18 protein-coding genes and 1 riboswitch are annotated in these 17,144 nt (G+C 64.5%); of the genes, 1 reads left to right on the top strand and 17 read right to left on the bottom strand.

Annotated features, from left to right (window positions below; all coding sequences use genetic code 11):
* Window positions 1-7: 7 nt before the first annotated feature.
* The 16 genes from hisD to LDZ21_RS01630 all read right to left on the bottom strand — a co-directional run bounded on the left by hisD (window position 8) and on the right by LDZ21_RS01630 (window position 13,261).
* A complete protein-coding gene (hisD, locus tag LDZ21_RS01705; protein WP_244793916.1) occupies window positions 8-1,330 on the bottom strand; it encodes a histidinol dehydrogenase in 1,323 nt (440 codons plus the stop codon).
* Between the two features lie 43 nt (window positions 1,331-1,373).
* Entirely contained in the window at window positions 1,374-2,066 is a 693-nt protein-coding gene (gene hisG / locus LDZ21_RS01700) for an ATP phosphoribosyltransferase (RefSeq protein ID WP_035967679.1), read from the bottom strand.
* The gene (murA, locus tag LDZ21_RS01695) at window positions 2,063-3,334 is read right to left on the bottom strand and encodes a UDP-N-acetylglucosamine 1-carboxyvinyltransferase (RefSeq protein ID WP_244793915.1); all 1,272 of its coding nucleotides are present in this window, start codon (window positions 3,332-3,334) and stop codon (window positions 2,063-2,065) included. Before murA ends, hisG begins: the two co-directional genes overlap by 4 nt.
* 149 nt (window positions 3,335-3,483) lie before the next feature.
* A complete protein-coding gene (locus tag LDZ21_RS01690) occupies window positions 3,484-3,723 on the bottom strand; it encodes a BolA family protein (protein WP_035967676.1) in 240 nt (79 codons plus the stop codon).
* 19 nt (window positions 3,724-3,742) lie between these two features.
* Complete coding sequence (locus LDZ21_RS01685) at window positions 3,743-4,498, bottom strand: ABC transporter permease (protein ID WP_035967674.1); 756 nt, start codon at window positions 4,496-4,498, stop codon at window positions 3,743-3,745.
* Window positions 4,495-5,421 (bottom strand): ABC transporter ATP-binding protein, encoded by a 927-nt coding sequence (locus LDZ21_RS01680; RefSeq protein WP_244793914.1) that lies wholly within the window; start codon window positions 5,419-5,421, stop codon window positions 4,495-4,497. Before LDZ21_RS01680 ends, LDZ21_RS01685 begins: the two co-directional genes overlap by 4 nt.
* Before the next feature lie 211 nt (window positions 5,422-5,632).
* Complete coding sequence (locus LDZ21_RS01675; RefSeq protein ID WP_244793913.1) at window positions 5,633-5,920, bottom strand: STAS domain-containing protein; 288 nt, start codon at window positions 5,918-5,920, stop codon at window positions 5,633-5,635.
* Window positions 5,917-6,549 carry an MlaC/ttg2D family ABC transporter substrate-binding protein gene (locus tag LDZ21_RS01670; RefSeq protein ID WP_035967671.1) on the bottom strand — a complete coding sequence of 211 codons (633 nt, stop codon included), beginning with the start codon at window positions 6,547-6,549 and terminating at the stop codon, window positions 5,917-5,919. The genes LDZ21_RS01675 and LDZ21_RS01670 overlap by 4 nt, the downstream gene beginning before the upstream one ends.
* Window positions 6,550-6,673: 124 nt before the next feature.
* Entirely contained in the window at window positions 6,674-7,642 is a 969-nt protein-coding gene (locus LDZ21_RS01665; RefSeq protein ID WP_244793912.1) for an MlaA family lipoprotein, read from the bottom strand.
* Window positions 7,643-7,652: 10 nt separating this feature from the next.
* Complete coding sequence (gene mlaD, locus LDZ21_RS01660) at window positions 7,653-8,216, bottom strand: outer membrane lipid asymmetry maintenance protein MlaD (protein ID WP_244793911.1); 564 nt, start codon at window positions 8,214-8,216, stop codon at window positions 7,653-7,655.
* A gap of 93 nt (window positions 8,217-8,309) precedes the next feature.
* The gene (gene mlaE / locus LDZ21_RS01655; RefSeq protein ID WP_035967667.1) at window positions 8,310-9,077 is read right to left on the bottom strand and encodes a lipid asymmetry maintenance ABC transporter permease subunit MlaE; all 768 of its coding nucleotides are present in this window, start codon (window positions 9,075-9,077) and stop codon (window positions 8,310-8,312) included.
* Window positions 9,074-9,889, bottom strand: a complete 816-nt coding sequence (locus LDZ21_RS01650; protein ID WP_244793910.1) for an ABC transporter ATP-binding protein — start codon at window positions 9,887-9,889, stop codon at window positions 9,074-9,076. The genes mlaE and LDZ21_RS01650 overlap by 4 nt, the downstream gene beginning before the upstream one ends.
* A gap of 98 nt (window positions 9,890-9,987) precedes the next feature.
* Window positions 9,988-11,073: a thiamine phosphate synthase gene (gene thiE / locus LDZ21_RS01645; RefSeq protein ID WP_244793909.1), complete on the bottom strand. Its 1,086-nt coding sequence runs from the start codon at window positions 11,071-11,073 to the stop codon at window positions 9,988-9,990.
* Window positions 11,070-11,879 (bottom strand): thiazole synthase, encoded by an 810-nt coding sequence (locus tag LDZ21_RS01640; RefSeq protein ID WP_244793908.1) that lies wholly within the window; start codon window positions 11,877-11,879, stop codon window positions 11,070-11,072. The genes thiE and LDZ21_RS01640 overlap by 4 nt, the downstream gene beginning before the upstream one ends.
* Before the next feature lie 20 nt (window positions 11,880-11,899).
* The gene (gene thiS, locus LDZ21_RS01635) at window positions 11,900-12,097 is read right to left on the bottom strand and encodes a sulfur carrier protein ThiS (RefSeq protein ID WP_035967662.1); all 198 of its coding nucleotides are present in this window, start codon (window positions 12,095-12,097) and stop codon (window positions 11,900-11,902) included.
* A gap of 27 nt (window positions 12,098-12,124) precedes the next feature.
* Window positions 12,125-13,261 (bottom strand): FAD-dependent oxidoreductase, encoded by a 1,137-nt coding sequence (locus LDZ21_RS01630; RefSeq protein ID WP_244793907.1) that lies wholly within the window; start codon window positions 13,259-13,261, stop codon window positions 12,125-12,127.
* Window positions 13,262-13,428: 167 nt separating this feature from the next.
* Window positions 13,429-13,551: riboswitch (TPP riboswitch) on the bottom strand.
* Window positions 13,552-13,813: 262 nt separating this feature from the next.
* Here LDZ21_RS01630 and LDZ21_RS01625 point away from each other — a divergent pair.
* Window positions 13,814-15,556, top strand: coding sequence for an ABC transporter ATP-binding protein/permease (locus LDZ21_RS01625; RefSeq protein ID WP_035967661.1), 1,743 nt, complete (start codon window positions 13,814-13,816; stop codon window positions 15,554-15,556).
* An 81-nt stretch (window positions 15,557-15,637) separates the two neighbouring features.
* Here the strand turns inward: LDZ21_RS01625 and LDZ21_RS01620 are convergent, their stop codons facing one another.
* Entirely contained in the window at window positions 15,638-17,104 is a 1,467-nt protein-coding gene (locus LDZ21_RS01620) for a glutamate synthase subunit beta (RefSeq protein ID WP_244793906.1), read from the bottom strand.
* Window positions 17,105-17,144 lie beyond the last annotated feature (40 nt).

The raw sequence follows: 17,144 nt of genomic DNA, 5'->3' as shown, positions 1-17,144 counted from the left end.
GCCCGCTTCAGCCGAGGTTTTTCATCCGGTATTCGGCGCTCTTCGCATGCGCCTGCAAGCCTTCACCATAGGCGAGTTCGGCCGCGATTTCACCGAGCGTCTGCGCGCCGTCGGCGCTCACTTCAATCACGCTCGAACGCTTCATGAAGTCGTACACGCCGAGCGGCGACGAGAAACGCGCGGTCCGCGAAGTCGGCAGCACGTGATTCGGTCCGGCGCAGTAATCGCCGAGGCTTTCGCTGGTGTACCGGCCGAGGAACATGGCGCCTGCGTTGTGAATCTGCGCGGCCCACTGATGCGGATCGAGCGCGGAGATTTCCAGATGCTCCGGCGCGATGTCGTTGGCGATCGTACAGGCTTCGGCCATGTCCTTCACCTTGATCAGCGCGCCGCGATCCTCGAGTGAGCGTTGAATCACGTCGCGGCGCGGCATGGCGGGCAGCAGTTCGACGATCGCATCTTCCACGCGCTGAATGAACGCCGCATCGGGGCACAGCAGAATGGATTGCGCGAGTTCGTCGTGCTCGGCTTGCGAAAAGAGGTCCATCGCGACCCAGCGCGGATCGGTGGTGGCGTCGCAAATCACGAGAATTTCCGACGGCCCCGCGATCATGTCGATGCCGACGGTGCCGAACACGCGCCGCTTCGCCGATGCGACATACGCGTTGCCCGGCCCGCAAATCTTGTCGACCGCCGGCACGGATTCCGTGCCGTAGGCCAGCGCGCCGACCGCCTGCGCTCCGCCGATGGTGAACACGCGGTCCACACCGCCGAGCAGCGCCGCGGCGAGCACGAGCGGATTCTTCACGCCGTCGGGGGTCGGCACGACCATCACGATTTCCTTGACGCCCGCTACGCGCGCCGGAATCGCATTCATCAGCACCGACGACGGATACGCCGCCTTGCCGCCCGGCACGTAGATACCGGCGCGATCGAGCGGCGTGACTTTCTGGCCGAGCACGGTGCCGTCGGCTTCGGTGTATTGCCAGCTATGGCTTCCGCATTCGATGCGCTGCTTCTCGTGGTAGCCGCGCACACGCGCCGCCGCTGCTTCGAGCGCCGCGCGGCGCTTCGGCTCGAGCCCTTCGAGCGCGGCTTCCATCTCCGAAAGAGGCAGTTCCAGCGCCGCGACGCTTTCCGCCTTCAGGCGATCGAACTTGTTCGTGTATTCGAGCACGGCGGCATCGCCGCGCGATTTCACGTCCGCGAGAATCTGCGCGACGGCGCGCTCGATGGCGTCATCCTCGCTCGCTTCGAACGCGAGAACCGCGCGCAGCGCCTTCTGAAAACCGACGGTGCTGGAATCGAGCTTACGAATCTTGATAGACATGCTGGTTTCCGTGTGCTGTGGCGCACCGCGCGATGCGGCCGCCCTAGTTGTTCGTGCCGGCCGAGGCGCGCTCAAACGCGTCGAGATAAGGCTTGAGCGCCGCGCGTTTCAGCTTCAGCGCCGCCTGATTCACGACGAGACGCGACGAAATCTGCATGATTTCTTCGACCTCGACCAGATTGTTGGCGCGCAGGGTGCCGCCCGAACTGACCAGATCGACGATCGCATCCGCCAGGCCGACGAGCGGCGCGAGTTCCATCGAGCCGTACAGCTTGATCAAATCGACGTGCACGCCCTTCGCCGCGAAGTGCTCGCGCGCCGTCTGCGTGTACTTCGTCGCGACGCGCAGACGCGCGCCCTGACGCACCGCGTTTGCATAGTCGAAGCCGGCCTTGACCGCGACCGACATCCGGCAGCGCGCGATGTCGAGATCGATCGGCTGATACAAGCCGCTGCCGCCGTGTTCGATCAGCACGTCCTTGCCCGCAACGCCGAAGTCCGCCGCGCCGTATTCGACGTACGTGGGCACATCGGTCGCGCGCACGATGATGACGCGCAGGTTCGGATTGGTCGTCGGCAGAATCAGCTTGCGCGAGCTTTCCGGATCTTCGGCCACCTGCACGCCGGCTGCCGCGAGCAGCGGCACCGTCTCCTCGAAGATACGCCCTTTCGACAACGCGAGTGTGAGCGGCGCGCTCGCGCCGACCGACGATGAGGTCTGCGGCAACGAGCTCATTGCTCGCTCCCCGTGCCCTTGATGCGGCGAACGTTCGCGCCCACGGCCGTCAGTTTCGACTCTATGCGGTCGTAGCCGCGATCCAGATGGTAGATGCGGTCGATCAGCGTTTCGCCGTCGGCGCACATCGCCGCGATCACGAGACTCGCCGACGCGCGCAGGTCGGTGGCCATCACCTTTGCGCCCGACAGTTGCTCGACGCCGGCGACGAGCGCCGTCTTCCCGTCGATCGTAATGCTCGCCCCGAGACGATTCAGCTCCTGCACGTGCATGAAGCGATTCTCGAAGATGGTCTCGACGACTTGCGACGTGCCGTTCGCAATCGCGTTGAGCGCCATGAACTGCGCCTGCATGTCGGTCGGAAACGCGGGATATTCGGACGTGCGAATGTTGACGGCGTCGGGACGCTTGCTCATGCGCACGCGCATCCAGTCCTCGCCTTCCTCGATGGACACGCCCGCTTCGCGCAGCTTCGCCGTGACCGCGTCGAGCAGCGACGGGGCGACATGACGCAGCGTGACATCGCCGCCGGCTGCCGCCACCGCGCACAGGAACGTGCCCGCTTCAATGCGATCCGGCACCACGGCGTGCTTCGCGCCGTGCAGCTTCTCGACGCCCTGAATCACCAGCCGGTCCGTGCCGATGCCGTCGATCTTCGCGCCCATCGCGACGAGCAGGTTCGCCAGGTCGCTGACTTCCGGCTCGCGCGCCGCGTTCTCGATGGTCGTCTCGCCATCGGCCAGAACCGCCGCCATCAGCAGGTTCTCGGTGCCCGTAACGGTGATCATGTCGGTGACGATGCGCGCGCCCTTCAACCGCTTCGCCCGCGCTTCGATGAAGCCGTGCTCGATGTTGATCTCCGCGCCCATCGCCTGCAGCCCCTTGATGTGCTGATCGACCGGACGCGCGCCGATAGCGCAGCCGCCTGGCAGCGACACCTTCGCCTCGCCGAAACGCGCGACGAGCGGCCCGAGCACGAGGATCGACGCGCGCATGGTCTTGACCATCTCGTAAGGCGCGACGAGGTTGTCGACCTTCGATGCGTTCAGCGTCACGCAGCCGTCCTGCAGCGCCTGCGACTGGACGCCCATCTGGCGCAGCAGTTCGAGCGTCGTGCGCACGTCCTTCAGGTTCGGAACGTTCGACAGCTGGACGTCCTCGGCGGTGAGAAGGCTCGCGCACAGAATCGGCAAAGCCGCGTTCTTCGCGCCCGAAACGGTGATTTCGCCGGAGAGCTTCGCGCCCCCTGTGATGACCAGTTTGTCCATGGTTGCTTGTCCTTCGACCGAGCGTCCTGCTGCGGAGCCAGATTCGGCGCCGCGGTTATCTTGAATGATTCGCACTGTTTCCTGCCGGTGATGCCGGGTGTTGCGGTGTTGCTGAGAGTGACTGTGACCTGTTGGCTTCGCCGGATGGATCAGGCCGATTTCCATTCGTCGGGGGTGAGGGTCTTCATGCTGAGCGCATGAATCTCCTCGCGCATGCGCTCGCCGAGCGCCGCGTACACCAGTTGATGACGCGCGATCAGCCGCTTGCCGACGAACGCATCGCTCACGATGGTCGCGAAGAAGTGCTGACCGTCGCCTTCCACTTCGAGATGCTGGCACTGCAAGCCGCCAGCGATGTAATCCTTCACTTGCTCCGGAGTCGGCAACATGACGTGTCCTTGAGATGAGTTAGTGACGCAGCTTGTAGCCGCTCGCGAGCAGACGCACGGCGATCAGCGCCAGCACGGCCAGAAAGCCGCCAACGATGCCGAGACTCACCAGCGGGTTGACATCGGAAAGGCCGAAGAAGCCGTAGCGGAAACCGTCGATCATGTAGAAGAACGGGTTCAGATGCGACACCGCGCGCCACAGCGGCGGCAGCGTGTGGGTCGAATAGAAGACGCCCGAAAGAAACGTGAGCGGCATGATCAGGAAGTTCTGGAACGCGGCCAGTTGATCGAACTTGTCGGCCCAGATGCCGGCGATCAGGCCAAGCGTGCCGAGGATCGCCGAACCGAGCATCGCGAACGCAATGATGTAGAACGGCGAAGAAAAAGACATCGGGATGAACCATATCGTCACGATGAACACGCCCAGCCCGACGCACAAGCCGCGCACGACCGACGCCAGCACGTAGGCGAAGAACATCTCCCAGTGCGCGATGGGCGGCAGCAGCACGAACACGAGATTGCCGGTGATCTTGGACTGGATCAGCGACGACGAGCTATTCGCAAACGCGTTTTGCAGCACGCTCATCATCACGAGACCGGGCACGAGAAAGCTCGTATAGCCGACGCCAGGATAGACCTGGACATGGCCCGACAGCGCGTGGCCGAAGATGGTCAGGTAAAGCAGCGCGGTCACGATGGGCGCGAGCACCGTCTGGAACGACACCTTCCAGAAGCGCAGCAGTTCCTTGTAGAACAATGTGCGAAAGCCGCTCATGACAGGCCCTCGACGACTTCAGGCTCGTTCATCACCTGCACGAAGACATCTTCGAGATCGGCTTTGCGCACTTCGATTTCATCGAAACTGCAGCCGGCTGCGCGGCACTTCGCGAGGATCGGCTCGACTTCGTCGTAGCTCGACAAGCGCAACAGATGCTGCGCGCCCGATACCGCGTGAGGATCGACTTCGAGCTGACGCAGTTCGGCGGGCAGCACGCCGCTCGAAAACCGCAAGTAAAGCTGCATGCCGGAGAAACGCTGCAGCAGCGTGCTCGTGCGTTCGAGCGCGACGACTTCGCCACGGCGAAGCATCGCGAGCCGGTCGCACAGCGACTCGGCTTCTTCGAGGTAGTGCGTGGTCAGCACGATGGTGTGGCCTTCGCGATTCAAGCGCGAGATGAATTTCCACAGCGTTTGCCGAAGTTCGACATCGACGCCGGCCGTCGGCTCGTCCAGCACGATCACGGGCGGCCGATGCACCAGCGCCTGCGCGACCAGCACGCGTCGCTTCATGCCGCCGGACAGCGCGCGCGTGTTGACGTCGGCTTTCTCGGTGAGATCGAGGTTTGCCATGACTTCATCGATCCAGTCGTCGTTGTTGCGCAAGCCGAAATAGCCGGACTGGATGCGCAGCGACTCGCGGACGGTGAAGAACGGATCGAACACGAGTTCTTGCGGAACGACGCCGAGCGCGCGCCGCGCCGCCCGGAAATCGCTGACGACATCATGGCCGCGCACGCTGATGCTGCCGCTATCGGCTCGCGCGAGCCCGGCGAGGATGCTGATCAGCGTGGTTTTGCCCGCGCCGTTCGGCCCGAGCAGGCCGAAGAATTCGCCGTCTTCCACCGTGAGGCTCACGCCTTTGAGCGCCTGAAGGTCCTTGTAGCGCTTCCTGACGTTTCGGATTTCTATGGCTGACATTGACAGTGCGCGCGCCTCGTGCGGCCGCGCCTCGATTGGCGGATTGTCGCTTGACGGGACCGGGGCTCGCTCGAAAGGAGCCGAGAATGGGCCCGAAAAAACGTTTGATTATAGGGCAAAGCCGATTGACCCGACGTCGGAACGATCCTGTTTGCGGCGGCAGTCACGCTCGAAGCGCGCGCCGCCACGCCTGAAAGAAGTCAGGACAGGATCAATGTCGGAAGGTGAGGAGCGTGTCGACGCCATAGGCTTGCGCGAGACTGGCAAGCCCGGAGGGAAGGTTGACGATACCGAGCGCAGCGCCGCGCGACGTGGCCGCCCGCTGCCATGCGAGCAGGACGGCGAGCGCGGACGAATCGAACTGCCGCAGCGGCGTGCAATCGACTTCCGTCGCGCCGGCGGCGATGCGCGAAAGACCCGCCTCGAGCGCGGACTTCGCGCTCTCGTGGGTCAGCGTCGCGGCCGTCTGAAAACGGCCGCCGGTGCCGGCTGAACTCACGACGAGGCCTTGCCGTTCGCGAGTTGCTGGTTACGCTGCGTCAGGAACTGCAGCAGACCGTCGACGCCGTGTTGCGAGATCTGCTCGCTGAACTGCTGCTGGTATGCCTGGATCAGCCATGCGCCGAGCACGTTGATGTCATACACGCGCCAGCCTTGCGGCGTCTTGTACAGGCGATAGTCCAGTTCGACCGGCGAGCCGTTGTTCATCACGACCGAGCGGACCACGACATCCGTATCTTCCGGCGATGCGCGGAACGGCTTGTACTGAATGGTCTGGTTGCGAACCTGGCCGAGCGCGCCCGAGTACGTGCGGATCAGCAGCATCTTGAACTGCTCGACGATCTGCTTCTGCTGTTCCGGCGTGGCCGTGTTCCAGTTGCGGCCCATCACGAGACGCGTCGTGCGCGTGAAGTCCGTGTACGGGAGGATCTTCTGGTTGACGAGTTCGGTGATGCGCTGAATGTTGCCCGACTGAAGTTGCGGGTCCGACTTGATCTGATCGAGAACCTGCTGCGTGACGGTCTTGATCATGCCGTCGGGCGAGTTGGAGTCCACGGTCTGCGCCGAGGCCGCGCCGCACAGCGCCATGAACATGGCGAACAAGGGAAGCAAAAAGAATTTTTTCATCGCAGTTCCTGCAAAAAGGTGGCTTGGGTTTGAGCGCGCTCACTCGACCGTAGTTCAGTGAACGCACCGCTCAAGCTGTAAAAAATGCTGTCAGTTGTGTTACCGCGCGTTAGCGTCGATAAGCCTAGCGCAAGCGGAACGAAGGAAAACCTGGCGGGGCACGCGGCGGGACATACTGATTGCCCGGCACCGTGGTGCTGCCCGTCGAACTGGCCGCGCCCGGCGCCGCAGCGGTATCCGAAGCAGGAGCCGCGCCCGACGCCGCCTCCGCCGCCGCAGGCGGAACCGCAGTCGCGGAAGCGCCAACCGCACCGACAGCACCGGCAGCACCAGCCGCGCCTTCCGGCTCCGCGTAGCTCGGCAGCGGCGCTTCGTCGTAGTCCGGCGGTGCGGTGTCGTTGTCCGCGCCCCTGCTCTCGCCGATCAAATATTGACGTCGCTGCAGATACGCGTTACGCACGAACGAGTATTTGTCGAGCGCGGCGTCCGCGAGCACGTCGGTCGCGCCAAGCAGGTTCGCACGCACATTGACGAGGTTCACGCCGTACAGCGCCCAGCTCACCGAATCCGGACTGACGTAGCTCAGCGGATTGCCGAAATAGTCGACGACGAGCCCGCTCGTGTCGCGCACGGTGCTCGGCCCGAGCAGCGGCAGCACGACAAACGGTCCGGGCGGCACGCCGTAATGGCCGAGCGTGAGGCCGAAGTCGCCAGCATGCTTAGGCAGCTTCGCGACGGTGGCGACGTCGAACAGGCCGCCGACACCGAATACCGTGTTGATCGCGACGCGCATGATGTCCGACACGCCATCCGCGATCTTCAGTTGCAGCAGGTTGTTCGCCGCGATGTAGACGTCGCCGATATTCGAGAAGAAATTCGTGACGCTGTTGCGCACCGGCTCCGGAACGGCCCACACGTATGCCTTCGCAACCGGTTTCAACGCAACCTGATCGACCTTGTCGTTGATCGTGAACATCGTGCGGTTGTAGCTTTCGAACGGATCGCCCTTGGTCGGCGTCGTCACCGTTGCGCAGCCGGCGAGCGTCACCACCGCCGCCGAGACAAGCACGCGCCGCAGCCCCATCGCGTACATACGATTCTCCTTATTGGGCGGCGTCCGACGCCGCCGGTGCGGGCGCTGCGCCCATCGCGCTTGCGGCTCCGGGGAACGCGGGCGCAGGGGCAGCAGGTGCTGCCGCCTTGGAGGCGCCCGAATCCGCAGCCTTGTTGTAGAGGAATTGTCCGATCAGGTTTTCGAGCACGACTGCCGATTGAGTCATCGTGAGCGTGTCGCCATTCTTGAGCATCTGGTCGTCGCCGCCCGGCTCCAGACCGATGTACTGCTCGCCGAGCAGGCCGGAGGTCAGGATCTTCGCGGACGAGTCCTTCGGAAACTGATACTGCTTGTCGATATCGATGGTCACGACCGCCTGGTACGTATTCCCGTCGAAGCCGATCGAGCCGACGCGCCCGACCGTCACGCCCGCGCTCTTGACGGGCGCGCGCGGCTTGAGTCCGCCGATGTTGTCGAACTTGAGCCGCACCGCATAGGTTTGCTGGAACGACAGGGAACTCATGTTGCCCGCCTTCAGCGCGAGGAACAGCAGCGCCACGAAACCGAGCACCACGAAGAGGCCGACCCAAAAGTCGAGAGCAGTCTTTTTCATCGTCTTTCCAAAGAGAATCTTGTCGCGGAACGCGCGTGATGGTCTGTGCCCCTCACAACGCCCACGCCCTGGCGGACGTCCGCGCCGGGTCCATCAGCTGAACATCAACGCGGTCAGCAGGAAATCGAGGCCGAGCACCGCGAGCGACGCATACACGACCGTCTTGGTCGTCGCACGGGAGACGCCTTCGGGCGTCGGCCGGGCTTCGTAGCCCTGGAACAACGCGATGAACGTCACCGCGAAACCGAACACGACGCTTTTCACGACGCCGTTGCCCACGTCGCGCCAGACGTCCACGCCGCCTTGCATCTGCGACCAGAACGCGCCCGCATCCACGCCGATCAGCAACACGCCGACCACGTAACCGCCGATCACGCCGACCGCGCTGAAAATGGCCGCAAGCACCGGCATGGCGATGATGCCCGCCCACATGCGCGGCGCGACCACCACTTTCATGGGATCGACGGCCATCATTTCCATCGCCGTGAGTTGCTCGCCTGCTTTCATCAAGCCGATTTCAGCCGTCAGCGACGTGCCCGCGCGCCCCGCGAACAGCAGCGCGGTGACGACCGGCCCGAGCTCCCGCACGAGCGACAGCGCGACGAGCAGCCCGAGCGCCTGCTCCGAGCCGTAGCGATTGAGCGTGTAGTAGCCCTGCAGCCCGAGCACGAAGCCGACGAACAAGCCCGACACCGCGATGATCACAAGCGAATAATTGCCGACGAAGTGGATCTGCTTCGTGACAAGGCGCGGACGGCGCAGCAGCGGGAAGAATTCGAGCACGAGGCGCGCGAGCATGCGCGTCGCGTAACCGGCGGTGCCGAAGCCGTCGAGCACCCAGCGTCCGAGTGCGCTGATCATGCCTTGCCTCCGATGCCGAAATCCGCGGCAAGCGGCTGGCTCGCGTAGTGGAACTTGAAAGGACCGTCCGGCGTGCCGTCGATGAACTGGCGCACCGTCGGGTCTTGCGACGCGCGCAACTGGGCCGGCGTGCCTTCCGCGTGAATCCCGCCATTGGCGATGAAGTACACGTAGTCCGCGATGGCGAACGATTCGGGCACGTCGTGCGTAACGAGGATGGAGGTCGCACCGAGCGCGTCGTTGATGGTGCGGATTAGCTTCGCGGTGATGCCGAGCGAGATGGGATCGAGACCGGCGAACGGCTCGTCGTACATCATCAATTCGGGGTCGAGCGCGATGGCGCGGGCAAGCGCCACGCGACGCGCCATGCCGCCCGAGATTTCCGACGGCGCAAGCGCGCGCGCGCCGCGCAAGCCGACCGCGTTCAGCTTCATCAGCACGAGATCGCGAATGAGCTCTTCCGGCAGGTCGGTATGCTCGCGCAGCGGGAACGCGACGTTCTCGAACACGGTCTGGTCCGTGAAGAGCGCGCCGAACTGGAACAGCATGCCCATCTTGCGGCGCAGCGCGTAGAGGCCGTCACGCGTCTGTGCGCCGACGTCCTGGCCGCCGTACAGCACCTGGCCACGGCTCGCCTTGACGAGACCGCCGACCAGCCGCAGCGTCGTGGTCTTTCCGCAGCCGGAGCCGCCCATGACCGCGACCACCTGACCACGCGGGAATCGCATGTTCAGGTTGGACAGGACGAGCCGGTCGCCGTAACCGAAGTCGACGCCGCGAAGCTCTAGCAGAGTCTCTGAAGAGGCTGGCACTGGGTAAGAAGTTCCGTTGACGCAAAACGCCGCATTATAGGGCCTGCGTGCAATCGGTGCTTCGCCCTAGGCTGCCCGACCTTGCTTTTTAAGAACTGTCAGCATTGACCTGCAAACTTCTGTTGCAGCGACGAGACGGCCGCAGCCGTGTCCGGCGCTTCCGTGACCGCGCGCACGACCGCCGCGCTGCCGACGCCCGTCGCGAGCACGTCGGCGAGCACGTTGCCGTCGATACCGCCGATCGCGACCAGCGGCACGCGGCCACCGAGCAACTGCACGTAGCGGCGAAGACGCGCGAGGCCCTGTGGTTTCGTCGGCATGACTTTGGTCGTCGTCGGGAAGACTGCCCCCAGCGCGAGATAGCTCGGCTGGAAATGCAGCGCGCGCAGCATCTCGTAATAGCCGTGCGTCGACAGCCCGAGCCGCAGTCCTGCCCGCGCGATCGCGTGCAGATCGGCGGTCTGCACGTCTTCCTGACCGAGGTGGACGCCGTACGCGCCTGCCGCGATCGCCGCGCGCCAGTGATCGTTGATGAAAAGCCGCGCCTGATGCCGCCGCCCCGCTGCGACCGACCGCTCGATCTCGCGCTCGAGGTCGTCGGCGTCGTTGCTCTTGCGGCGCAACTGCGCGGTGACGACGCCGAGGTCGAGCACGCGCTCCGTCCATTCGGCGCTCGGCAGCACCGGATACAAACCCAGTTTGTCCGGGCACGACGGAAAGCCCGGTTCCGGCGCGGGCGGCAGATCGCCGACGCGCGGAAACGTCGCGAAATCGACGGGCCATGCATCTTCCTTCGCCTCGTCGCCGCTGCGCCAGGCGAGTGCGAGCACCAGCGCGTCGTGCGGCTCGAAGTTGCAGTCCAGAAACGCGGCAAGCGCCGCAAGCCAGTCGTCGGACCGCGAGCCTTCCAGCACGAAGCGGTCGCCGGCGCGCGTGAGCGTCACGCGTTCGCCCTGCGCTTCCACGACTGCCGCGCCGCCTGCCTCGATCGATTCGACGTCGACGTCGTCCGCTTCCGTGAACACGACCAAGTCCTGTGCGCCCGGCGATTCGGGCGGCGTCAGGCAGATGCGCCAGCGCGTCGAGGCGGCGGGCCAGTCGCCCAGTCGCGCACGAATGCGCTCCGCCACTTCGATGAGTTCGTCCGCCGGCGGCCAGAACACTTCGCGTCCGAGCAGGCTCATGCGGCACGTCCGTCCTGATGCCAGAACGGCATGCCGACGACCGGCGTGCTCGCCTGCGCGCTGTCGCGCTCCGCCATCGGTCCGGCGAGGAACGCCGTGCGTCCTGCCTCGACGCCCAGCGCGAATGCGCGCGCCATCTGCGGCGGAAAAGTCGCTTGCGAAACCGCCGTGTTCAGCAGCACCCCGTCGAAGCCCCACTCCATCACCTGACACGCGTGCGACGGCACGCCAAGACCGGCATCGACGATCAGCGGCACGTCCGGCAAGCGCTCGCGCAACGTGCGCAAGCCATACGGATTCGTCACGCCCTTGCCCGTGCCGATGGGCGCGCCCCACGGCATCAACGCTTCGCAGCCGGCATCGAGCAGACGGCGGCCGATCACGAGGTCTTCGGTGCAGTAAGGCAGCACCTTGAAGCCGTCGCGCACGAGCTTCGCTGCGGCTTCGACGAGGCCGATCGGATCGGGCTGCAGCGTGTAGTCGTCGCCGATCAGTTCGAGCTTGATCCACGGTGTATCGAACACTTCGCGCGCCATGTAAGCGGTGGTCAGCACTTCGTCCACGCTCTGGCAGCCTGCGGTGTTCGGCAGGAGCGCGACGCCGTGGCGCTTGAGCACGTCGAAGAAGCCGGCCTCTCCGGTCTCCGATTGCCGGCGCAGCGCGACGGTCACCATGCCGGGACGCGCGGCGTCGATGGAATCCGATAGCGACTGCAGCGACGGATAGCGCGACGTTCCGAGCAGCACGCGGCTCGGGAACGACTGGCCGTAGAGCGTCAGGGCATCGGCGGCGGGATGTGTGGTCATGATCGTCCTCGGTAGTGGACTCAGCCGCCCGCGACGGGCGAAACGATGTCGAGCTTGTCGCCCGTGTTGAGCGTCTTCGTGCCGTGTTCGCCGCGCGCGACGAACTGGCCGTTCAGCGCGACCGCGAACGGCGGCTTCGCGCCGAAGGCGGCGAGCGCGTCGGTGACGGTCGCCGTGTCGGGCAACGTGAACTCGCGCTGATTGATGTGGATGTTCATGCTTTGTCTCTGATGTCGGTCACGCGGTCATGCGGTCGCCGTCTCGAATGCGCCGTGCAGCAGTTCGGACCATCGTGCGTGGCGGCGGAAGTCGTCGAAGGAAGCGGCGTCGCGCACCGTTCCGCCGGCGAGCGCATCCGCGAGCGCGCACGCGGAATCTGCGACTTCGGGCGCGATCATGAAGCCATGCCGGTACAGCCCGTTCACGCGCATGATCCGCGCCCCATCCCATACGATGGCCGGACGATGATCCGGCAACGTCGGCCGGCATTGCGAGTTGAGTTCGAGGATGCGCGCCTCGCCGAATCCGGGATGCACCGCGAAGGCCGCGCTCAGCAGTTCCAGCGCAGATCGCACGCTGACGGGCGACATGTCCTCGCCTTCGACTTCGGTCGCGCCGATCACGTAGAGGTCGTTCTGTTTCGGCGCGATATAGAGCGGATAGCGCGGATGCAGCAGCCGCACCGGCCGCGTAAGACCGATGCCCGGCGCATGAACACGCGCCACTTCGCCGCGGATGCCGCGCAGCGCGGGCCACGCGGGCTTGCCGCCGAGTCCACGGCAATCGATGATCCATCGCGCATCGGGCAATGCATCGACGGGCGTGTTCCAGTGCGTCTGCACGCCGCGGGCCGCCAGCCCTGCCGCGAGCGCCTTGAGCGCCTGACGGTTGTCGAGCTGGCCTTCGTGTGGCAGCAGCCAGCCTTGCGCGAAACGCGAGCCGAGCGCGGGCTCCGCCTGCGTGAGTTGCGCGCCGGCGAGCTTCAGGAAACCGCCATCGAACAAGGCGGCGGGCGCATTCGCGCGCAACCGCCGCTCGAAAAGCGGCGCTTCCGCGCGATCCGCGCCATGCCAGACGACGAGCGTGCCGTTGCGCTGGAAGAAGACCGGCTCGGGCAGCGCGGCGAGCAGATCCGGCCACCGCGCAAGCGACGCCGCGCCGAGTTCGACGACCAGCGGCTCGGCGCTCGTCGCTTCGGCGAGCGGCGCGAGCATCGCGGCGGCGACCCACGCCGCCGACTGCGCGCCAGATTCGTCGCCGCGCTCGTACAGCGCGACGCCGTGTCCCGCGCCCGCGAGTTGCCACGCGACGAGCCGCCCGACGAGCCCGCCGCCGATCACGGCGAAGTCGGGCTTTGCGGCGGTCTGATCGATGCTAATCACTATCCGATGTCTCCTTTGGCGACGGGCGCGTCTTTGCACCGCAACAAGCGGCCATTGGCGAACCCACGCGAACAAGGACGAAACAGCGGAGAGACCGGCCCGGCGCGAGAAGGACGCACCGGACGGAAAGGAAGACTGGAAGAACCTGGAGGAAAGGCGCAGGTGTCGCGCGTTCTCCGGAAACTTCCCTCGCCGGTATTACCCGGATCGGGTGCAAAGGGTCTCTCTCAGCCTCGCCGCGCTCGATTCATTCGATACCGATCGCGCACAAAGCACCCCTGTTTCGCCAAAAGTCATTAGAGCATAAAAGCCGAAGCCGCTGCAAACCGGGAATGCCCGCGCGCGCTCGCCGCGTTGATCGTCCGCTGCGTCACTCTGGCACAATGCCCCGAACGCGGTTCATCGAACGATCGCACCGTATTAAGCGGCAGTTAAGGGAACGTCCCAACAATCTGCGAGGCTGGAAGCGGCTGCGCGCGACTTCGCCGCATACCCTATCCCGCAGCGACACGTGTCAACCCGCCGGCAAGCCGGCGCACAAGCAGAAAGGTCATGGCCAACTCAAATCCCGAAAACACGCAGCAGAAGGCGGACGAAGTCTCGGCGTGGAGCCTCATCAAACCGTACTGGATATCCGAGGAACGAGGCGTCGCGTGGGGGCTGCTCGTCGCGATCATCGCGATCAACATGACCGTCGTGTGGATCAACGTGCGGCTCAACAGCTGGAACGCGGACTTCTACAACGCGCTGCAGAACAAGAACGTCCGCGACTTCCCGCATTTGTTGCTAATCTTCACCGGTCTCGCGTTCGCCTACATTCTGCTCGCGGTCTACGGGCGATATCTGCGTCAGATGCTCGCTTTCCGCTGGCGGCAATGGCTCACGAACCGGTTTCTCGAGCAATGGCTCGGCGACCGCGCGTTCTATCGAATCGAGCGCGACCGCCTCGCCGACAACCCCGACCAGCGTATCAGCGACGACCTGCAGTCCTTCGCGACGACCACGCTCACGCTGTCGCTCGATCTGCTTTCGACGCTCGTCACGCTCGTCACCTTCATCACGATTCTGTGGACCATCGCCGGCGCGCTGACACTCACGCTCGGCGGCACGCCGATCGTCATCCCGGGCTACATGGTCTGGGCCGCCGCGCTCTACGCGATTATCGGCTCGCTGATCATTCAGAAGGTCGGGCATCCGCTGGTGTCGATCAACTATCAGCAGCAGAAGGTGGAAGCGGACTTCCGTTTCGGGCTGATTCGCGTGCGTGAGAACGCCGAGCAGATCGCGTTCTATGACGGCATCGCCACCGAAACCGCGAACGCGAAGAGCATCTTCCAGCGCATCCGCGATAACTGGTGGCTCATCATGAAGTACACGAAGCGCATGACCTTCGTGCTGAGCTTCTACGGTCAGATCGCGATCATTTTCCCGATTATGGTGGCCGCGCCGCGCTACTTCGCCGGCGCGTTTTCCTTTGGCGTGCTGATGCAGATATCGTCGGCGTTCGGCACGGTCAGCGATTCGTTTTCGTGGTTCATCAACAGTTACTCGACGCTGGTCGAATGGCGCGCGACTGTCAACCGTCTGCGCGAATTCAAGCGCGTGATGCGCTCGACGCATATCCGCGAAGAGACGTCGCCCGCGACGGAGCACGGCGGCATCAATCTGCATTACACGAGCACGGACTCACTGACGACAACCGGCTTGCTGCTCGCGTTGCCGAACGGCACGCCGCTGTCGCGTGTGGCGGATGTATCGGTCGAGCCGGGATCGCGATGGCTCGTCGTGGGGCCGTCGGGATCGGGCAAGAGCACGTTGATGCGCGCGCTCGCGGGCTTGTGGCCGTTCGGCGACGGCACGATCGAAGCGCCGGTCGACGCGAAGATGATGTTCATCCCGCAGCAAAGCTATCTGCCGATCGGCACGTTGCGCGCGGCGCTGTCGTATCCGTCGCCGGGCGGCACGTTCACCGACGAGGAATCGCGCGAAGTGCTGCGCGCGTGCAATCTGGAGGCGTACGGGGATCGGCTGGAGGAGAGCGGACACTGGGCGCGAAGTTTGTCGCCGGGGGAACAGCAACGGCTCGCCGCGGCGCGCGTGCTGCTGCACAAGCCGGACTTCGTGTTCCTCGACGAAGCCACGAGCGCGCTCGATGCGGACAACGAACTGCATATCTACAACACGCTCGTCGATCGGCTGCCGAAGGCGGCTATTCTGAGCGTCGCGCACCGGGAATCGGTGGCGCTGTTTCATGATTACCGGATCGAGATCGAGCGGGCGATGGTGGAGGCTTGAGCCTCGGAAACCGGTGACGCAAAGCACAAAGGCCACGCAATCGCGTGGCCTTTCTGTTTCAACTGAGGCTGCCGCTAGCCCTTACCGCGGCAACTCACTGCTCCCCATCAAATAAGCATCGACCGACCGCGCGCATTGGCGTCCTTCCCGGATCGCCCACACGACGAGCGACTGACCGCGACGCATATCGCCCGCCGTGAACACCTTGTCCGCCGACGTGTAGTACGCCTTGTCGCCTTCCGTCGAGGCACGCACGTTGCCGCGCGCATCCTTGTCTACGCCGAACGCTTCCAGCACCGGCGACAGCGGCTGCGTGAACCCCATCGCGAGCAGCACCAGGTCGGCCTTCATTTCGAACTCGGAGCCGGGCACTTCCTGCATCTTCCCGTTCTTCCACTCGACGCGCGCCGCGATCAGCTTCTCGACCTTGCCGTTCTTGCCTTCGAAGCGCTTCGTCGCCACCGACCAGTCGCGCTCGCAACCCTCTTCATGCGACGACGATGTGCGCAGCTTGATCGGCCAGTACGGCCACACGAGCGGCTTGTTCTCTTCCTCGGGCGGTTGCGCGAGCAATTCGAACTGCGTCACGCCCTTCGCGCCATGACGATTCGACGTGCCAACACAGTCCGAACCCGTATCGCCGCCGCCGATCACGACGACATGCTTACCCTTCGCGACCAGTTGATCGACGACCTTGTCGCCCGCATTGACCTTGTTTTGCTGCGGCAGAAATTCCATCGCGAAGTGGATGCCTTCGAGCTCGCGCCCCGGCACCGGCAAATCGCGCGGCGTTTCGGAGCCGCCCGTGATCACCACGGCATCGAACTGTTCCTTCAGTTCGTCCGGCGTGATGCTTTCCTTCGCCGTATTACCGATGTGCGCCGGCAGCGGGTCCTTGCCGACGAACACGTTCGTGCGGAACGACACGCCTTCCGCTTCCATCTGGCGCATGCGACGGTCGATCAGCCACTTTTCCAGCTTGAAGTCGGGAATGCCGTAACGCAGCAATCCGCCGATGCGATCGTTCTTCTCGAACACGACGACGTCATGTCCGGCGCGCGCCAGTTGTTGCGCGACCGCCAGGCCCGCAGGACCGGAACCGACGACGGCCACTTTCTTGCCCGTCTTGTGCTTCGGCGGCTGCGGCGCGACCCAGCCTTCTTCCCACGCCTTGTCGATGATCTTCCGTTCGATCGACTTGATGCCGACCGGATCTTCGTTGATGCCGAGCGTGCACGCCGCCTCGCACGGCGCCGGGCAAATGCGGCCCGTGAACTCGGGGAAATTGTTGGTCGAATGCAGCACTTCGATCGCGGTCTTCCAGTCTTGCCGGAAGACGAGATCGTTGAAGTCGGGAATGATGTTATTGACCGGACAGCCGTTGTTGCAGAACGGAATGCCACAGTCCATGCAGCGTGCGCCCTGCACCTTGGCGTCGTCATCGGTCAGTGCGGCGACGAATTCCTTGTAATGCTTGACGCGGGTCAGCGGTGCTTCGTATGCCTCATGGCGGCGTTCGAACTCGAGAAAACCGGTTGCCTTGCCCATTTCTTTCTCTGTATTTGGTGAGGATCGCGCTCTCCGATGC

Origin of the sequence: Caballeronia grimmiae, from assembly GCF_022879615.1 — a bacterium.
Lineage (GTDB): Bacteria > Pseudomonadota > Gammaproteobacteria > Burkholderiales > Burkholderiaceae > Caballeronia > Caballeronia grimmiae.
This window is presented reverse-complemented; position numbering and strand designations above follow the sequence as displayed.

Excerpts from the sequence above, each read along its gene's own strand:
- hisD (WP_244793916.1), bottom strand. The coding sequence starts at position 1,330 with ATGTCTATCAAGATTCGTAAGCTCGATTCCAGCACCGTCGGTTTTCAG.
- hisG (WP_035967679.1), bottom strand. The coding sequence starts at position 2,066 with ATGAGCTCGTTGCCGCAGACCTCATCGTCGGTCGGCGCGAGCGCGCCG.
- murA (WP_244793915.1), bottom strand. The coding sequence starts at position 3,334 with ATGGACAAACTGGTCATCACAGGGGGCGCGAAGCTCTCCGGCGAAATC.
- LDZ21_RS01690 (WP_035967676.1), bottom strand. The coding sequence starts at position 3,723 with ATGTTGCCGACTCCGGAGCAAGTGAAGGATTACATCGCTGGCGGCTTG.
- LDZ21_RS01685 (WP_035967674.1), bottom strand. The coding sequence starts at position 4,498 with ATGAGCGGCTTTCGCACATTGTTCTACAAGGAACTGCTGCGCTTCTGG.
- LDZ21_RS01680 (WP_244793914.1), bottom strand. The coding sequence starts at position 5,421 with ATGTCAGCCATAGAAATCCGAAACGTCAGGAAGCGCTACAAGGACCTT.
- LDZ21_RS01670 (WP_035967671.1), bottom strand. The coding sequence starts at position 6,549 with ATGAAAAAATTCTTTTTGCTTCCCTTGTTCGCCATGTTCATGGCGCTG.
- LDZ21_RS01665 (WP_244793912.1), bottom strand. The coding sequence starts at position 7,642 with ATGTACGCGATGGGGCTGCGGCGCGTGCTTGTCTCGGCGGCGGTGGTG.
- mlaD (WP_244793911.1), bottom strand. The coding sequence starts at position 8,216 with ATGAAAAAGACTGCTCTCGACTTTTGGGTCGGCCTCTTCGTGGTGCTC.
- mlaE (WP_035967667.1), bottom strand. The coding sequence starts at position 9,077 with ATGATCAGCGCACTCGGACGCTGGGTGCTCGACGGCTTCGGCACCGCC.
- thiE (WP_244793909.1), bottom strand. The coding sequence starts at position 11,073 with ATGAGCCTGCTCGGACGCGAAGTGTTCTGGCCGCCGGCGGACGAACTC.
- LDZ21_RS01640 (WP_244793908.1), bottom strand. The coding sequence starts at position 11,879 with ATGACCACACATCCCGCCGCCGATGCCCTGACGCTCTACGGCCAGTCG.
- thiS (WP_035967662.1), bottom strand. The coding sequence starts at position 12,097 with ATGAACATCCACATCAATCAGCGCGAGTTCACGTTGCCCGACACGGCG.
- LDZ21_RS01625 (WP_035967661.1), top strand. The coding sequence starts at position 13,814 with ATGGCCAACTCAAATCCCGAAAACACGCAGCAGAAGGCGGACGAAGTC.
- LDZ21_RS01620 (WP_244793906.1), bottom strand. The coding sequence starts at position 17,104 with ATGGGCAAGGCAACCGGTTTTCTCGAGTTCGAACGCCGCCATGAGGCA.